This is a genomic window from Actinomadura geliboluensis (assembly GCF_043197915.1).
GTDB lineage: Bacteria > Actinomycetota > Actinomycetes > Streptosporangiales > Streptosporangiaceae > Spirillospora > Spirillospora geliboluensis.
On record NZ_JBICUA010000004.1, the window covers coordinates 131,584 to 147,685 of the forward strand.

General features: G+C 71.5%; 16 protein-coding genes. 10 read left to right on the plus strand and 6 right to left on the minus strand.

Annotation, left to right across the window (positions count from 1 at the left end; genetic code table 11):
• Positions 1-203: 203 nt before the first annotated feature.
• Entirely contained in the window at positions 204-1,697 is a 1,494-nt protein-coding gene (locus ACGFI1_RS14870; protein WP_392785696.1) for a serine/threonine protein kinase, read from the plus strand.
• 13 nt (positions 1,698-1,710) lie between these two features.
• On the opposite strand, the gene ACGFI1_RS14875 is transcribed toward ACGFI1_RS14870, so the two are convergent.
• Genes ACGFI1_RS14875 through ACGFI1_RS14885 form a run of 3 tightly spaced genes read right to left on the minus strand, consistent with a single transcriptional unit; the run spans position 1,711 to position 4,638 of the window.
• Positions 1,711-2,319, minus strand: a complete 609-nt coding sequence (locus ACGFI1_RS14875; RefSeq protein ID WP_392785697.1) for a hemerythrin domain-containing protein — start codon at positions 2,317-2,319, stop codon at positions 1,711-1,713.
• A gap of 53 nt (positions 2,320-2,372) precedes the next feature.
• On the minus strand, positions 2,373-3,332 hold the full coding sequence (locus ACGFI1_RS14880; RefSeq protein WP_392785699.1) for a DUF2637 domain-containing protein: 960 nt from the start codon (positions 3,330-3,332) through the stop codon (positions 2,373-2,375).
• Between the two features lie 52 nt (positions 3,333-3,384).
• Positions 3,385-4,638 carry an NAD(P)/FAD-dependent oxidoreductase gene (locus tag ACGFI1_RS14885; RefSeq protein WP_364552310.1) on the minus strand — a complete coding sequence of 418 codons (1,254 nt, stop codon included), beginning with the start codon at positions 4,636-4,638 and terminating at the stop codon, positions 3,385-3,387.
• Between the two features lie 121 nt (positions 4,639-4,759).
• Here ACGFI1_RS14885 and ACGFI1_RS14890 point away from each other — a divergent pair, with 121 nt between their 5' ends.
• Positions 4,760-6,274 carry a PucR family transcriptional regulator gene (locus tag ACGFI1_RS14890; protein ID WP_392785701.1) on the plus strand — a complete coding sequence of 505 codons (1,515 nt, stop codon included), beginning with the start codon at positions 4,760-4,762 and terminating at the stop codon, positions 6,272-6,274.
• 7 nt (positions 6,275-6,281) lie between these two features.
• Here ACGFI1_RS14890 and ACGFI1_RS14895 read toward each other — a convergent pair whose 3' ends face one another.
• The gene (locus ACGFI1_RS14895; protein WP_392786277.1) at positions 6,282-6,722 is read right to left on the minus strand and encodes a VOC family protein; all 441 of its coding nucleotides are present in this window, start codon (positions 6,720-6,722) and stop codon (positions 6,282-6,284) included.
• 101 nt (positions 6,723-6,823) lie between these two features.
• On the opposite strand from ACGFI1_RS14895, the gene ACGFI1_RS14900 reads away from it, so the two are divergent.
• On the plus strand, positions 6,824-7,417 hold the full coding sequence (locus tag ACGFI1_RS14900; protein ID WP_392785703.1) for a TetR/AcrR family transcriptional regulator: 594 nt from the start codon (positions 6,824-6,826) through the stop codon (positions 7,415-7,417).
• Here the strand turns inward: ACGFI1_RS14900 and ACGFI1_RS14905 are convergent.
• The gene (locus tag ACGFI1_RS14905; RefSeq protein ID WP_392785705.1) at positions 7,414-8,019 is read right to left on the minus strand and encodes a DedA family protein; all 606 of its coding nucleotides are present in this window, start codon (positions 8,017-8,019) and stop codon (positions 7,414-7,416) included. The genes ACGFI1_RS14900 and ACGFI1_RS14905 overlap by 4 nt on opposite strands.
• A gap of 196 nt (positions 8,020-8,215) precedes the next feature.
• Between ACGFI1_RS14905 and ACGFI1_RS14910 the strand changes: the two genes are divergently transcribed.
• From ACGFI1_RS14910 to ACGFI1_RS14930, 5 genes are all read left to right on the plus strand, one after another.
• Positions 8,216-8,482, plus strand: coding sequence for a putative ATP-grasp-modified RiPP (locus tag ACGFI1_RS14910; protein ID WP_392785706.1), 267 nt, complete (start codon positions 8,216-8,218; stop codon positions 8,480-8,482).
• 4 nt (positions 8,483-8,486) lie between these two features.
• Positions 8,487-9,347: a hypothetical protein gene (locus ACGFI1_RS14915; protein ID WP_392785708.1), complete on the plus strand. Its 861-nt coding sequence runs from the start codon at positions 8,487-8,489 to the stop codon at positions 9,345-9,347.
• A gap of 4 nt (positions 9,348-9,351) precedes the next feature.
• Positions 9,352-10,521, plus strand: a complete 1,170-nt coding sequence (gene tgmC, locus ACGFI1_RS14920; RefSeq protein WP_392785710.1) for an ATP-grasp peptide maturase system methyltransferase — start codon at positions 9,352-9,354, stop codon at positions 10,519-10,521.
• A gap of 517 nt (positions 10,522-11,038) precedes the next feature.
• Entirely contained in the window at positions 11,039-12,286 is a 1,248-nt protein-coding gene (locus ACGFI1_RS14925) for an HNH endonuclease signature motif containing protein (protein WP_392785712.1), read from the plus strand.
• Positions 12,287-12,617: 331 nt separating this feature from the next.
• On the plus strand, positions 12,618-13,166 hold the full coding sequence (locus ACGFI1_RS14930) for a hypothetical protein (RefSeq protein ID WP_392785713.1): 549 nt from the start codon (positions 12,618-12,620) through the stop codon (positions 13,164-13,166).
• A gap of 51 nt (positions 13,167-13,217) precedes the next feature.
• Here ACGFI1_RS14930 and ACGFI1_RS14935 read toward each other — a convergent pair whose 3' ends face one another.
• Entirely contained in the window at positions 13,218-14,513 is a 1,296-nt protein-coding gene (locus ACGFI1_RS14935; protein ID WP_392785714.1) for an XRE family transcriptional regulator, read from the minus strand.
• A gap of 144 nt (positions 14,514-14,657) precedes the next feature.
• Here ACGFI1_RS14935 and ACGFI1_RS14940 point away from each other — a divergent pair, with 144 nt between their 5' ends.
• Positions 14,658-15,137: an ATP-binding protein gene (locus ACGFI1_RS14940; protein WP_392785715.1), complete on the plus strand. Its 480-nt coding sequence runs from the start codon at positions 14,658-14,660 to the stop codon at positions 15,135-15,137.
• Between the two features lie 110 nt (positions 15,138-15,247).
• Positions 15,248-16,087: a dimethylargininase gene (gene ddaH, locus ACGFI1_RS14945; RefSeq protein WP_392736808.1), complete on the plus strand. Its 840-nt coding sequence runs from the start codon at positions 15,248-15,250 to the stop codon at positions 16,085-16,087.
• Positions 16,088-16,102: the final 15 nt, after the last annotated feature.

A 16,102-nucleotide genomic window follows, 5' to 3' on the forward strand; every position in this document is an offset into this window, starting at 1 on the left:
CCCGGGGGCCGGCCGTCGCGCCCCCCCCCCCCCCCCCCCCCCACAAAAAACACCCCCCCCCCCCCCCCCCCCCCCCCCCCCCCCCCCCCCCCCCCCCCCCCCCCCCCCCCCCCGCGGCGTCCCCTTCCGGCGCTGGTACTTCACCGACTCGTGTGAGGTGAGTCGATATGATCACCGCTCCGGGGGACGCGTGAGGAGGGGTCGTGGCCGAGCGGATGGCCTTGCTGCCCACAGATCCGGACTCGGTCGGTCCCTACCGCCTTGAGCATCGGCTGGGCGCCGGCGGGCAGGGGACGGTCTACGCCGGTGCCTCGGCCACGGGCGAGACGGTGGCGGTCAAGCTGCTGCACCCGCACCTCTTCGGCAACGAGGTGGCGCGGACGCGGTTCGTCCGCGAGATGCAGATCGCCGAGCGGGTGGCGCCGTTCTGCACCGCGCAGGTGCTCGACAGCGGTGTCGAGGACGGCCGTCCCTACATCGTCAGCGAGTTCGTGGACGGCCCGTCCCTCCAGGCGTCGGTGCGCGACTCCGGCCCGCGCGCGGGGGCGGCGCTGGAGCGGCTGGCGGTCAACACGGTGACGGCGCTGGCCGCGATCCACCGGGCCGAGGTGGTCCACCGCGACTTCAAGCCGGGCAACGTCCTGCTCGGGCCGGACGGGCCGGTCGTCATCGATTTCGGCATCGCCCGCGCCCTGGACCTCAACCAGTCGATCATCACCAGCCAGGCCGTCGGCACCCCCGGCTACATGGCGCCCGAGCAGCTCCGGGAGGACGAGACCGGCCCCGCGGCCGACATGTTCGCCTGGGGCGCGACCATGGTGTTCGCCGCGACCGGCAGGCGGGCCTTCGACGGCGGTTCGATCCCGGCGGTGATGCGGGCGATCCTGGAGGACGAACCGGACCTGGACGGCCTGCGGGCACCGTTCGCCGCGATCGTCCGCGAGTGCCTGGCCAAGGACCCGGCCCGGCGTCCCACCGCCGCGCAGGTCGGCGAGCGGCTGCGCGACCTCCCGTCCCCCGCGTGGGAGGCCGGAGCCGCCGCGCCCGCCGATCCCGAGCCCCCGGAGCCGCAGCCGGTCGTCGTTGCTCCGGACACCGTTCACGACTCTGCTCCGGACGCGCCGGCGCGGGGCCGGAAAGGGCGTCGGCGCGCGCTCCTGATCGGTGCCGCCGTCGCGGCGTTCGTCGTGGCGCTGGGCGGCGGCTACATCCTGCTCCCGTCCGAGGGGGAGGGCGGGACGTCGGAGGCGTCCGAGACCCCGGATACCGCGAGGTCGTCCGGGGTGCCCGCCGCCGGGACGACCGGGCCTCCGGCGAGCCCGAGCGAGTCCGCGAGCCGCGGATCCGGGCCGTCGTCCGCGACGTCGAAGGCGCCGCCCGGCGGCCCGGCGCCCCCGACCGGCTCGGGCGGTCGCACGCCCCGGCCGTCCGCCAAGCCGTCCGAGCCGTCCGGCGGCGGCGGTACAGAGGAGAAGCCTCCCACCGGCCCGAAGACGCTGGGGACCATCTCGGCGACCGACGGCACCACCTACTGCCGGTCCCGTGGATACGCCGGCGCTGTCCGCGAGTACGGCGGCGACTACTCGTGCTACGGCGCGCCCGGCCGGACGACGGTCACCCTCAGCGAACTCTGCCGCTGGAAGTACCCGAACCACTCCAACGTCAAGGCCGACAGCACCACCTGCAAGTCCTCCTGACGCCGTCGCCGGATCAGGTGACGTTCCAGAGGTCGAGGGACGCGTAGGCGGGGCGCCACACGGTTTCGTAGGCGGTGCGGGCCTGCTCCGGGAGGAAGGCCAGCAACTTCGCGGCGAGTTCCGGGTCGGCGCCGTCCAGGAGCCAGGGGATGACGCGGGGGCCGTTGGGGCCGAGTTTCGCGCCGTGCACCTGGCCGAAGTTCGCGAAGTGCTCGGGCGGCAGGGTCTCGTCGATCAGCGGAAGCGCGGCCTCCTCTTCGTGCCTCAGGTGGCCGGTGAGGGCGGTGGCCAGGCGGTCGACGAGGGGGCCGAGGGGTTCGGTGCCGGCGTCGATCGCCTCGATGGCGGGGTCGATGGCGGCGTGTTCGGCCTCCATCGCGTCCATCAGGGCGAGCCCGTCCGGACGGTCGGCGAGGGCCTCGCGCATGGGCGGCCACAGGGCCTCGTCCTCGGCGGTGTGGTGGATGTGCAGGGCCGTCTTGAACAGGTCCCAGCCCTGTCCTTCCGCGAGGACGCGGCGCGCCTCGCCGTCCTCGCGGGCGGCGACCTTGGCGAGTTGCTCCAGTTCCCTCCGCAGCGCGTCGTGCATGACGTACATGGCGGTCCAGTCGTAGGTGGCCATGGAATCCCCTTCCGTTTCCCCATAGACGAAATCCGGGAGGGAAGTGTGACTCTTCAGGACGTCGGGGCCGGGCTGGAGAGGCGGCTGAGGAGGCGCTGGCCCTGGCGGGAGCTGATGTTGAGGCGGCGGCCGAGTTCGGCGCCGGTGATGCCGGGCTCGGCGTCGATGATGGCGAGGGCGCGGGCCTCATTGTCGGTCGCCACGCTGCGCGGGACGCTCGCCTTCTTCTGCTTCGGCGGAGCCGGAGGCGGCGGCGCAGGCGCAGGCGCAGGTTCGGGCTCGGGCGGGGGCGGAGGCGGAGGCGGGGTCGTGAGGGTGGTGACGCGGGTGAGGGCCTGGTCGAGCATGACGCCGTCCTTGAGCATCCAGACGACGTCCGCGGGGGCCTTCGACTTCCACTTGCGGCCGTAGTGGTCGTCCAGGAGGGCGAGGGCGTGGCGGCGGCGCTGCTCGGCCTGGAGGGCGTCGGGGTAGGACGTGATCTGCCACAGGACCATGCGGCGCCACAGGCGGAACGTGGAGAAGGGCGCCAGCAGCCAGCGGGCGATGGGCACGCCTTCGCGGACGGTCCCGGCGGCGATCCCGGCGCGGCGGCGGATGGCGTGCCGGACGGCCTCGATGAACGTGATGAACAGCACGGGCATGGCGGCGTGCATGACCATGCCGGTGACGTCGCCATGCGCGGCGGAGACGTTGAGCCAGACGGTGGCGGCCGTGAAGGCGAACGCCATCCAGCGCAGCGCCGGCATGGGCATGGCCAGCCACTCCAGGAGCAGCGCGACGGAGACGAGGGCGAGGATGCCCAGGTCGACCCCGGCCGGGACGATCCACGCCTCGTCGCCGAACCAGGGCTCGGCCACGTCCCGGACGGACGCGAACGAGCCGTATCCGCCCAGGCCGGCGAGGCCCGCGAAGAAGACGCCGCCGACCGCGGCCAGCACGCGCTGGGCCCGGGTCAGCGGCATCGTCGTCCGGTCCATCGCGTCCCTCCCGTCACGGGGTGTCTGGATCACCCCGTGACGGTAGCGCGCCGTCCCGGACGAAACCGGCAATATCCCCCAGTCGTCAGCGGAGCGGGTCGAACGGGTCGAGTTCCACCGGCCGCCGGCCCGTGACGATCTGCTCGGCGAGCAGCCGCCCGGTCGCCGGGCCGAGGGTGATGCCCCACATGCCGTGCCCGCCGGCGGCGAAGACGCGCGGCGAGCGGGTCGCGCCGATCAGCGGGAGTCCGTCGCGGGTGCAGGGGCGGGACCCGACCCACTCGTCCTGCCGGGCGCCGAGGTCGGCGCCGCGCAGCAGCGGCCGGGCGGCCTCGACGATCGCCTTGATCCGGCGCGGGTCGAGCGGGGCCTCCGGGGCGCGGAACTCCATCATCCCGGCGACGCGGAGCCGGTCGCCGAGCGGCGTGCAGGCGACGCGCTGGGCCGGGAAGTAGACGGGGCCGTCCGGGACGCGGTCCATCGGCACGCTGAAGCTGTAGCCGCGGCCCGCCTGGACGAGGGACCGCACGCCGAACTGCCGGGCCAGGTCGCCGAGCCACACGCCGCTCGCGAGCACCACCGTGTCGAACTGCTCGGAGTCGCTGCCCGTGGTGCGGACGGAGACACTGCCCCGCTGGTGCCCGATCTCGGTGACGTCCGCGCCCGCGCGGATCTTGCCGCCCCGGTCGCGGACGGAGTCGGCGAGCGCGTGCACGAACGCGCCCGGGTTGACGAACCGCTGGCCGCGCAGCACGATCGCGGCGCCGATCTCGTCCGACAGGGCGGGTTCCAGGGCGCGGGCCTGGTCGCCGGTGAGGGCCTCGTACTCCAGTTCCTGGCCGGCCGCGCGGATGTGCTCGATCTCCTCCAGCAGGACGCGCCGCTCGGCGGCCGTCCGGTACGCGGCGAGGAAGGACCCGGCCTCGTTCGTCTCCGCCTTGACGCCGCCGTCCAGCAGCGCGTCGAAGCTCGGCAGCGCGCGGCCGTTGATCGGCACGAGCGACTCCATGGCGCGGCGCCACCGGGCGGCGGTGCTGTTGCGGGCGAACCCGGCGAGGAAGCGGAGCAGGCGCGGGTTCGCGCTCGGCGGGACGTAGACCGGCGAGGACGGGCTGAGCACCGCCCGGATGCCGTAGGAGAGGACGGCCGGCTCCGGCAGCGGGGTCGCCAGGCCGGGCGTGAGCCAGCCGGCGTTGCCCCAGGACGCGCCCGCGGCGACGTCCCGGCGGTCGAACACGGTGACGTCGGCGCCGTGCTCCTGCAGGAACCAGGCGGTGGACAGCCCGACCATGCCGGCGCCCACGACGGCGACTCGGCGCGGCGCTGCGTCGAGAGCCATGGCGACTCCTCTCCTCGCTGTTACGCGTGACACTTCGATGGTGCGCCGTGGTGAAGCCGTCGTCTCTGTCGCGATCGGCCAATCCGGTCGGGGCCCGTCGTGCGAACGGCACAATGGACGCATGGTGAAGCTCGACGTGGCCGACCTCGTCGACTCGCTGGGGCTGCTCCGGCTGGTGACGCCGGGGCGCGGCGGGCAGGTCCACGACGTGGTGCTGGCGGAGCCGGGCGAGCCGGCGGGGCAGCCCGGCGAGATCGTCCTCGCCGTGGGCGTGACCGGCCCGGCCGAGGCCGTCGCGCTCCTGGAACGTGCCGACGCCGCGGGCGCGGAGGGCGTCGTCCTGAAGGCGCCCGTCGCGCCGGAGGTCGCCGAAGCCGCCGCCGGCCTGAAGCCGGCCGTGATCGAACTCCAGCCCGACACGTCCTGGACGCACGTCATCTGGCTGGTGCGGGGCGCCGTCGACCGCGCCTACGCGCCGCAGCCGTCCGGCATCCCCGACGACCTGTTCGCCCTGGCCGACACCGCCGCCGAGATCGCCGACGCGCCCGTCACCCTGGAGGACGCCCGCTCCCGCGTCCTCGCCTACTCCGGCCGCCAGGACACCACCGACCCGGCCCGCGTCTCCACGATCGTCGGACGCCGCGTCCCGCCGCAGGTCATCGCGCATCTCCGCGCCTGCGGGGTGTTCCGGAAACTGGCCCGCTCCTCGGACCCGATCCTCGTCCCCGCCGGGCCGGACGACATGCTGCCCCGCCTCGTCATCCCGGTGCGCGCGGGGGGCGAGTGGCTCGGCTCGATCTGGGTGGTCGCGCGCACGCCGATCTCACAGGACCGCGTCCGGCGCCTCACCGACCTGGCGTCCGTCGTGGCCCTGCACCTGCTGCGCCTGCGCGCCGAGGCGGGCGTGGCGCGCCGCGTGTCCGCCGACCAGTTGCGCACCGCCCTCCGCGACGGCACCCCCGTCCCGGCGGACCTCCCCTACCGGGCCGTGATCCTGGGCGGCGGCGAAGATCTCCGCCGCCGCCTCGACCTGTGGGAGGCCATCACCCACCGCTTCGGCTGGCACCGCCCCCTCCTCGCCGACCTGGACGGCGCCCTGTACGCGCTGCTCACCGACCCGCCCAGCACCCGGGGCGAAGCCGGGTCGACGCCGTGGCTGCGGACCGTCCTCACCGAGGTCCGCGCCCATGACCGCACCCTGTACGCGGCGGCGGGCGGCCCGGCCCGGTCCCCCGCCGACCTCCCCCGCTCCCGCGCGGAGGCCGCCGAACTCGACGCGCTCATCACGTCCGGCCGCCTCGCCCCGGGCCTTCTCCTTCTAGAGGACGTCTGGGACGCGGTCGTCATCGAACGCGCCCGCAAGGCGACCCGCGTCGAGGAGGGCCTCCTGGGCAGCCCCCTCCCGGCCCTGATCACTCACGACGAGAAGCACGGAACCGCCTTCCTCGCGACCCTCGCCGCCTGGCTGGACCACTACGGCGACCCGAAGGGCACGGCGGAGGCCCTGTCCGTCCACCCGAACACCCTGCGCTACCGCCTGCGCCGCATGGCCGAGGTGGCGCCGCTCGACCTGTCGTCCCCCCAGACGCGCCTGGCCCTACGCCTCCAGCTCACCGGCCTGGGAACAGACCCGTAGCCCCGGCCTAGTTTCCCGTGGTGCCGCCCTGCACGTACTGCTGGGCGTACTCCCCGGTCGCCGGGACGACGGTGATGACGTCGATCATGACGCCGTCCGGCGCCGCGACGATGAAGTGGCGCTGCCCGAACTCCTCCGTGCGCAGGGAGAGGAGTTCGGGCAGGCCCGCCCCTTCGACCAGCCTGCGGTGTTCGGCGTCGACGTCGTCCACCTCGAAGTTGAGCAGGAGGCCGCCCTGGAGGGGCGTGCGGTGACCGTCAGGGATGGTCGGGTGGGAGTGGTCGAGCAGGGCGAGTTCGTACTGCGGGGCGTCCGGGCGGCGGAGGCTGACGTACCAGTCGGCCTCGAAGGTCACCTCGAACCCGAAGTGCCGGACGTAGAAGCGCCGCGACGCGGCGACGTCGCGGGTGGCGATCACGGGGTAGAAGCCTCCGAGCTGGACCTTCATGAGCATGTCTCCATCCGTCCGTAGTCCGATTTCACATACCCGAGGTATGTGAGACGGACGGTAGCATACCCGGGGTATGCGAAAGGGAGGGCGGACCGACGATGGCTGGCACGAGGGCCGAGCAGCGGGCGGCGACACGGCGGGCGCTCCTGGCCGAGGGACGCCGGAGGTTCGCCGCCGACGGCTACCACGACGTGGTCCTGGCCGAGGTGGCGCAGGCGGTCGGCGTCACCAAGGGGGCGGCGTACCACCACTTCGAGAGCAAGGCTGGGCTCTTCCGGGCCGTGGTCGCCGAGGTGCAGCAGGAACTCGGCGCGCGCGTCGCGGCCGCCGCCGACCAGCACGGCGACCCCTGGGAGCAACTGCGGGCGGGCTGCCGAGCCTTCCTCTCCGCCGGGACTGACCCGGTGGTGCGCCGCATCGTGCTGATCGACGCCCCGGCCGTCCTCGGCTGGGACGAATGGCGAGCCATGGACGAGGACTCCTCAGCCCGCCACCTAGCCGAAGCCCTTGAGGACCTCGTGAAAGCCGGAGTCATCACCGACCAGCCGGTAGAGCCGCTGGCCCGCTTGCTGTCCGGCGCCATGAACGAGGCCGCCCTATGGCTGGCCCGCTCACCGGCCCCGCACGCACTGGCGCAGACAGAGCAAGCATTGGACCGCCTACTGAACGGCCTGCGCACCCAAGACAACTAACGCGAGCGCCTGCGGCGGACGCGCCAGACGATGACGCCCACGACGACCACGCAGGCGACCACGATCGCGACGACGCGTCCGGCAACATGCTCGATGCGGCTGTAGGCGGACCCGGCGAAGTAGCCGAGCAAGGTGAAGCCAACACCCCACAGCAGCCCGCCGGCGGCGTTGTACAGCAAGAACACGTGGCGGGGCATGCGCGACATCCCCGCCAGCGCGGGCATGACCGCGCGGAAGAACGCGATGAACCGTCCGAGGAAGACGGCCACCCCGCCCCGGCGCTGGATCAGATCGCGGGCCTTGTCCACACGGTCGCGGTGGGGGCGGAGCATGCGGGTGTCCAGGATCGCCGGGCCGACCCGGCGGCCGATCATGTAGCCGACGAAGTCCCCGACGATCGCCGCCACGACCACGACCACGCACAGCCAGACGATCGAGACCCGGTGCTGGCCGGCGATGACCCCGCCGAGGACGACGGCGGTCTCGCCGGGCAGCACGAAGCCGAAGAACAGGGCGTCCTCGCAGAACACCAGCCCGCCGACGACCCCGTACACGACCGGCCCGGACAGACCGCCCAACCAGGACGTGACCGAGTCGAGCACCTCTCCCCGCCCCCAATCCGGAGTCCCCCGCACCCGGGACGGTTCCCCGGATCGTCCGGCCTAAGGCTCGTTCAGGTAGCCGAGTACGGCGCGGACGCGGCCGTTGGTGTGAGCGTGTCCCCATTGCCGCCTTGCCGGCCGCGTGACCGTTCGACTCCGATGAGTAGCGGCGATCGCCCCGGCACAAGGAGGACCGATGACACGAAGCCCTAGCCAAGCCCCGTGGGGATGGACGCGAATGACCGCCCGCCTCCCAGAGGCGGCTCCTTCCTACGCGACGGTGACACTGGACGCGGCCACGCAGACCGGCCGCTATCTGGACCACCGAGGCCAAGTGATCGAGATGGGCAAGCACGGGACGAACCGGCAGACGAGCACGGCCACCAAGTCCGGCGGCGGGGACGGCAGCAGTCCCCAGGACCAGGCGGTCGACGACTCCACCGCCGACTACGAGTCGGACTGAGCAGATGGCGGACGGGCCGGTGCTGGTCGTCACCAGCCTCGAAGACGTGACGGCGGACCTCGTCATCGCGGCGCTGAACCGGCGCGGTGTCCCCGTCGTCCGTCTCGACCCGGCGGACATCGGCGACGGGCTCACCTTCGCCGGACGCATCGGCGGAGGCGACCGAGGATGGAGCGGGCGGCTGCGCACCGACAGCCGTGACATCGACCTCGTTCACGTCCGTTCGGTGTACCACCGGCGTCCAGGGCCTTGGCGATTCGACCGCCTGGAGCGCCGCGCCCGCCGCTTCGCGTCCGCCGAGGCGCGCCACGGCCTGACCGGTCTCCTCAACGACCTGCCCGTGCCGCACGTGAACGCGCCCTTGGCGAACGCCCGCGCCGAGTACAAGCCGTCCCAACTCCGGGCCGCCGCCGAACTGGGCTTCACCGTCCCGCCGACGCTGATCACCAACGACCCGGCCGCGGCCCGCCGGTTCGCCGGTGAACACCGCGGCACCGTCTACAAGTCCTTTCGCGGAGTCCCGCCCGCAGAAGGCGAGACCGGCGTGATTTGGACGCAGCGGGTGAAGGCGCCAGAGCTGGACGAGTCAGTGTCGCTCACCGCTCATTTGTTCCAGGCGGAGGTGGAGAAGGCCGGCGACTGGGACCAACTGGCTTACACGCCGATCGACCTGCCCGCGCAGTTCGTGGGCCGCCTCCGCGCCTACCTCAACCGCTTCGGCCTGGCGTTCGGCTGTTTCGACTTCGCGCTGGACGACACCGAGGATCTGGTCTTCATTGAATGCAATCCCAATGGCCAGTGGGGATTCCTGCCCGCATCCGACTCCATCGCGGACGCCTTCGCGGAACTTCTGCAGAATGGGTGAGGTCATGACACCCCCAGATCCCGTACGGCTGCGAGCCGAGCTTGCCGGACGGCTCGCGACCGACGACCGGGCCTGGCGCGAGGCGGTGGGGGCCGTGCCTCGGCACCGGTTCGTTCCGGGCTTCTATGCCGACTCCGGTGAGCGTTCCCAGGTCGGGCTGACCGTCTGGGAGCCGGTCACCGAGGCCATCGACCAGGCGCGATGGCTGACGGCCGTCTACTCGGACACCACGCTGATCACCCAGTTCGACGGCGACGAGATCGACTGGGACCGTCCGGCCCCCAGGATCGGCGGGGCGCCGACCTCGTCGTCCACGCTGCCCTCCCTGGTGGTGCGCATGTGGGCTGACGCGGATGTCCAGAACGGCCAGAACGTCCTAGAGATCGGCACCGGCACCGGTTACTCGACGGCGCTCGCGTGCGAGAGGCTCGGCGACAGTGGGGACGTCACATCCGTGGAGGTGGACGGCCACCGTCTGAGCCGGGCCGCGGCCGCGCTCTACGAGTGCGGCTACGCACCGGACCTCGCGGTGGCCGATGGGCTGTACGGGTACTGGCCGTGCGCCCCCTATGACCGGATCGTCGCCGCATGCTCGGTGCGCACCGTCCCGCGCGCCTGGCTCACCCAGACACGGCCCGGCGGGAAGATCCTCACCACCTTGTCCGGCTGGCTGTACGGGTACGCGCGGGTGCTGCTGACCGTCCAGGACGACGGGACCGCCGAAGGACCGCTGCTTCCCGGGACCATCTCGTTCATGGCCGCACGAGTGCAGGAACGGCCGGAGCCGGGCAACCCGGCACACTGGGCGTCGCTCACACACGACGCCGAGTTCCGCCCCGTCCGCCACGGCCCCGAGCGCCTCGACGATTCGACGGAGGACGGCTTCTCCGGACGTTTCCTCGCCCAGTTGGCCGCACCCAACGCGCAACTCACGATGATGAACGGCACCGCGCAACTCATCGACGTCACCACCGGCTCCACCGCCGCCTTCACCTCGGACGGCGTCCGCCAAGCGGGCCCTGTACGCCTATGGGACGCCATCGAGGCGACCTGGGACGCTTGGGACCAGGCCGACCGCCCCGCCCTGGACACCTTCCGCCTGAGCATCGCCAACGGAACCCAACGGATCCACCACCCCACGACCCCCGCCCTGTCGTTCGCTTTGCCGAACTGACCCCCGGCGAGCGCCGCTTCACCACTCAGCCCGGACAGCCGCAGATCAGCGGGGTTGCATATCATCGGGGGGGTGGCTTCGTAGTGCTGTTGGACGGCGATGGCCTTGCCGAATTGGCCGGCCCGGCTGGGGCTGCCGCAGAGTTGCGGAGGATTCGCCAGTTCTTAAGCATTCTTGAGCCGAGCGTTTGCGTTCGCCGCCTCGGAGCCTGACATGCGAGCGGGGGTCGCCCCCGATGCCCAGAGGCTTGACCCGCCGGGATCCGGCAACGACCTGCACGTCCATCCAATGGCAGCGGTGCTCGGTCGAGTCACGGCCTGCTCCGACCGCCTTTGTCCGATCACCCCATGCAGGGACGCACAACACGCACCCCACAATCCGCAAGACAATGAAATCGAAATGCCCAAAATGAGGCATCCGAGATAACTGCGAGCAGCGATCATGAATCACAAAAAGAATCATGATCGAATTTCGACTCGAAAGCACAAACCAGTACCCGATCGGATACCATAGGAGTATGAGTTCAATTCCGGTCGATCTTGATGCCGCGTCCACCATGGAATTGGTGAACGCGGCATCGGCGATCGCCGCCGAACTCGCCTCCCGCGCCGCCCCCGAATCGGCGGCGGCGTGCATGGAACTCACCGAAACCCTCGCCGCCACCACCGATCTGCAGGAGGTGGCGCTGGCCGGGTTCATCGGCGTGGTGGACGGTGCCCGGGAGGTGCAGCGGTGGGGTTTCCCCTCCACTCGATCATGGCTGCGGTCCCGCCTGGGCATGCGCGAAGCCCGTGCCAAGGAACGCCTGACCCTGGCCCGCCAACGGCACCGCCTTCCCGAGATGACCGGACGATGGGCTGCCGGCGAGTTGTCGGCCGGGTACGCCGCCACCATCGCCGACGCCGTCACCCGACTCGACGACACCGACTGCGGCAAGGCCGAGACCGTTCTGCTGAGCATGGTCGATCAGGGCTTCTCCGCCGGGAAGGTCGCCTCCTTCGGCAAGCGGATCCGTGACGTCATCGCCGAACGCGACGGCACCGAACACGCCCCCGACGAGGTTGCGCGGGGGTATGAGCGGTCGTGGGTCGATTCGACGCGGTCGCTGGACGGCGGCCGCTACATCAAGGGCTGGCTGAACGCCGAAGACGCCGCCATCTGGGACGGCACCCTCGGGCCGCTGGCCAAGCCCGCCGGAACCGACGACCACCGCGACCTGTCGGAGCGGACAGCGGCGGCCTTGAGCAGCGTCCTGTCGGGCGGGCACAAGGCCACCCGCGTCACCGTGGTCTGCGACCTGGACATCCTCACCGGCGGCACCACCCCGGCACGCCTCACCGACGGCACCCCCATCCCCGCCGCCCAAGCCCGCCGCATCGCACTCGCGGCCGGAGTCTCGCCTCTCCTCCTCGGCCAGGGGAACACCCCGCTCTACCTCGGCCACCGGGTGCGGTTCGCCACCGCCTCCCAACGCCAGGTCCTGGAGACCCTGTACTCCACCTGTGCGGTGCAGGGGTGCGAGGTGCCCGGGACACTGTGCGAGGTCGACCACGTCCACGGCTGGGCCCTCGGCCACAGCCCCACCGACATCGACAAACTCGCACTCACCTGCGGATGGCACAACCGGTACAAACACAGCAACCCCGATCGGCTCCATATCACCAAGGCGCAGGACGGCCGCTACACCTACCGCCTCCACCCACCCGGGGCCGGGCCCCTCCACAAGCTAAGACGCCCACCACCCACATGGCCCCAGGCCGCCTGATCAACAGACCGCCTGATCAACAGACCGACGCCCACGCGGGCGACGCCTCACGCGATTCGTGCGGAGCACTCCTCACCCGCGTCCCCTAGCTCGATCGCCAATATGCCGGACAAGCCCGCGCTCACTCGCAAGAGACCGGTCCGCTCATGCGCGGATTCAGCCGATCGAGCAGCCGTCCGACGGCGATGATGTCGGCCGTCAGGTCGCCGATCAACGCACCCGCCGGACGAACCATGAGCTGCTGATCGTGATCTTGTTGGTGGGCTGGGGTCTGGCGGTCGGATCGATATCGGATCGCGTGAGGTGGTCGGCCGCTGGCACGCTGCCTCCCATGGATCATGCGGAAGTGCTGCTCATCGGAGGACGGGCCGGTGTCGGCAAGACGACGGTGGGGTGGGAGGTCTCGGCGCTGCTGCGCTCCGAGGCGGTCGCTCACGCGATCATCGATGGCGATTTCATGGGGCAGGTGCATCCGGCGCCGGCGGGAGACCCTCACCGCGAGGAGATCACCGAGAGCAACCTGACTGCCGTGTGGGCGAACTTCGCCAAGCGCGGCTACCGACGCCTGGTCTATACGAACACCATGAGCGTGCTGCCAGAGGCGACGGGCATGTTCGAGCGTGCCATGGGGGCCGGAGTGGGGATCATACGGGTCCTCCTCACCGCCTCCGATGCCACCGCCCGCGAGCGGCTGGTGGGCCGGGAGCTCGGCTCAGAGCTGGAGCAGGAGTCGGAAGGAAGCGTCCGCAAGGCACGGCTCCTGGACCAGCGGGCCCCCGCGGAGACCGTGCGAGTGGCGACGGACGGACGGCTCGTCGTGGACATCGCGCGTGAGGTGGTCGCCGCCACTGGTTGGGCCGGGCCTCCCCACAGATCGTGATCGTGTTGGTGGGGTCCCCGGGAACCGGCGCGCATGCGCGCTCGGCCTGGCTCAGGCCGACGTGAGGGCACGGAGTTCGCGGGCTGCTGGTAGGGCCTGTGCTTGGGCGGGGAGGGTGCGCAGGATCTGGCCGGTCATGCGCCGTCGCGCCGGGCTCAGCGGTAGTTCTTGAAGGGTCGCCAGTGTGCGGTCGAGTCCCGTGTCGACCTCGCGGCTTGTGATCATGCCCATCGCGTCGATCATCTTGAGGTTGGCGACCGGGCCGAGAGTGCCGGGCGGGTAGAGCGCCAGGGCGTCGTCCACCGCCTTCCGGGCGCGGGCGTCACCGAGCAGGGTGTAAACGTACGCCTCGTTCCAGCGGAAACGGGCTTCGCTCCATCCAAAGGTGGCCGGGTCGCTCGTCACAGAGTTCGGCAGGTTCTCGAAGACCTCTGAGAGTTCGTGCATCGTCCGGCGAGCCGTGGCCTTGTCGCCGTGCTCTGCGGCGAGGCTGGCGCGCACGGCGTAGGCCCTCGGCAGCCCGCCGTTGGGCGTTCCACCCGAAATTCGTATGGCCTCTGTGGTGCGAGCGCTGATCTCCTGCGGTGAGAGCCCGAACCAGAATGCCTCTTCGGCTTCTCGTGCCCGCACCCATACCTTCAGGTCACGGTCGCCGGACGCGTCGGCGGCTCGGCGGGCCGTGCCCCACGTCAGGCGGGCGCCCCTGCGGTTTCCGATGTCGCCGAACTCGATGGCCAGAAGAGCGGAAAGGCCCGCGCTGATGCGGAGCAAGTCCGCCCGCTGCGCGTCGTCGCGCTTGAGCAGTTCCCCGACGCCGATGATGTCGGCGGTCAGATCGTTGATCAGCGAGCCGACCGGCTGCCGATTGATCAGGAAACCGTACTCACGTACCGCGCTCTCCCATTCATCGATGTCGACCGGCCGGTCCAGGGCGCGGTCGATGCCGGCGAGGATTTCTTCCAGGGTTCCCGGTGGGACGGCGGCTCCGGCGCCCAGGGCGGCGATCAGCTGGAGTGCGGCGCGACGCTTCACGTCATCGTCCCCATCGTCGGGAATAGGGCTCGGGTCTACGGTACCCATCGGCTGATCAGTCGATTCCTGGCCGAAGAGGTCCCTTTCGTCCATTCCGAAGGCCGTGGCGTAGGCGGAGCCCCAGTCGGACGGGAACACCTCGCCTTTCTCATGGCGGTTGATCTGCCGGGAGAGGTTCTTGACCTGGCTCGGGTCCGGATGGTCGATGCCGGCGGCGGCGTACAGGCGGCGGGCCGCCTTGAACGGGCCCCAGCCGCGGGCGCGGCGTTCGGCTTCGAGGCGTGCCGCCCATTGTGGGCGCGGCTTGTCAGTCATGGGGACGGGCACCCTTCGACCGGGGAGGCGGGCGGACATGTGTCCCTCCAACACCTCCATTGTCGTCTTTCTCGGAGCGTGTGCGCACGGTTTCACTGAGTTACGCGGGACATTCGCGTCCCCGAGTCGAGGGAGGTCGAGGCAATGTACGGGCGTCTGGGCGCCGCGCTGCGGCGGGGCGGCATCACGCGGGCGAGTCAGGGGTCGCGGACGTATGTGTGGCCGCTTGGGGAGCGGGCGCCTGGGGCTGCGCGGCGGGCGGTGCGGGCGGCGCTGGCCGGGTGGGGTGTCGCGGAGTGCGACATCGACGTGGCGGAGCTGCTGACGTCCGAGGTCGTCACCAACGCCGTCCGGCATGGGCGGGTGAGCGGCGTCGTCAAGGTGCGGGTCCGGGTGATGGACGGGCGGCTGCGGGTGGACGTGACCGATCCGGAGCCGGGGCTGCCCCGTGTCATGGCCGCGTCCGACACCGATGAGGGGCATCGCGGCATGGCGATCGTCGCGGGGTGCGCCGATGCGTGGGGCTGGTATCCGGTGGCGGGTGGCAAGAGTGTGTGGTGGACGCAGGTGCTCGACGTCGGCGGCGGGCGGGGGTGCGCAACGAAGAGCCGTCCAACGGGGTGAAGACGCAACGAAGTGGCAGGTCATCGCAATGTTGGCGCATTGGATCGCGCGACGTTGCTTCCTAGGCTTCCGGTTGAGTGATCCCCCTTCGGACGTCCTTGGAGACACGTATGACCGTCATGCCGGCAATGGAGCCGAGCACCGTCCGGACCGCGCTGCGGCGGCACTTCCTGATGTGCCGGCCCGAGCACTTCGCCGTGACCTACGCGATCAACCCCTGGATGGATCCGGCGGCCGGGGCCGACGCGGCGCGGGCCGTCGAGCAGTGGGAGGGCCTGCGGGCCGCGTATCTGTCGCTCGGGCACGAGGTGAGCCTGATCGACCCGGTCGCGGGGCTGCCGGACATGGTGTTCGCGGCGAACGGCGCGCTGGTCGTCGGGGGGCGGGTGTACGGGGCGAAGTTCACGCATCCGGAGCGGCACGCGGAGGGGCCCGCGTACGCGAACTGGATGCGGGAGAACGGGTTCGCGGAGGTGCTGGAGCCCCGGCACACCAACGAGGGCGAGGGCGACTTCCTCACGCTCGACGACGTGATCCTGGCGGGGACGGGGTTCCGGACGGACGTGGCCGCCCACCAGGAGGCGCAGGAGTTCCTCGGGCGGCCCGTGGTGACGCTCCGGCTCGTCGACCCGCGCTTCTACCACCTGGACACGGCGCTGTTCCCGCTCGGCGGCGGCAACGTCGCCTACTACCCTGGCGCGTTCTCGCCGGGCAGCCGGGCGGTGCTGGAGCGGCTGTTCCCGGACGCGATCATCGCGGGCGAGGACGACGCGGCCGTGCTGGGGCTGAACGCGGTGTGCGACGGCCGCAACGTCGTCATCAACGCCGAGGCGGCCGGGTTGATCCGGACGCTGGAGACGCACGGGTACGAGCCCGTTCCGGTTGATCTGTCCGAGCTGCGCAAGGCGGGCGGCGGGCCGAAGTGCTGCACGCTGGAGCTGCGCGGCTGAGCGCGGTGCCGGCCC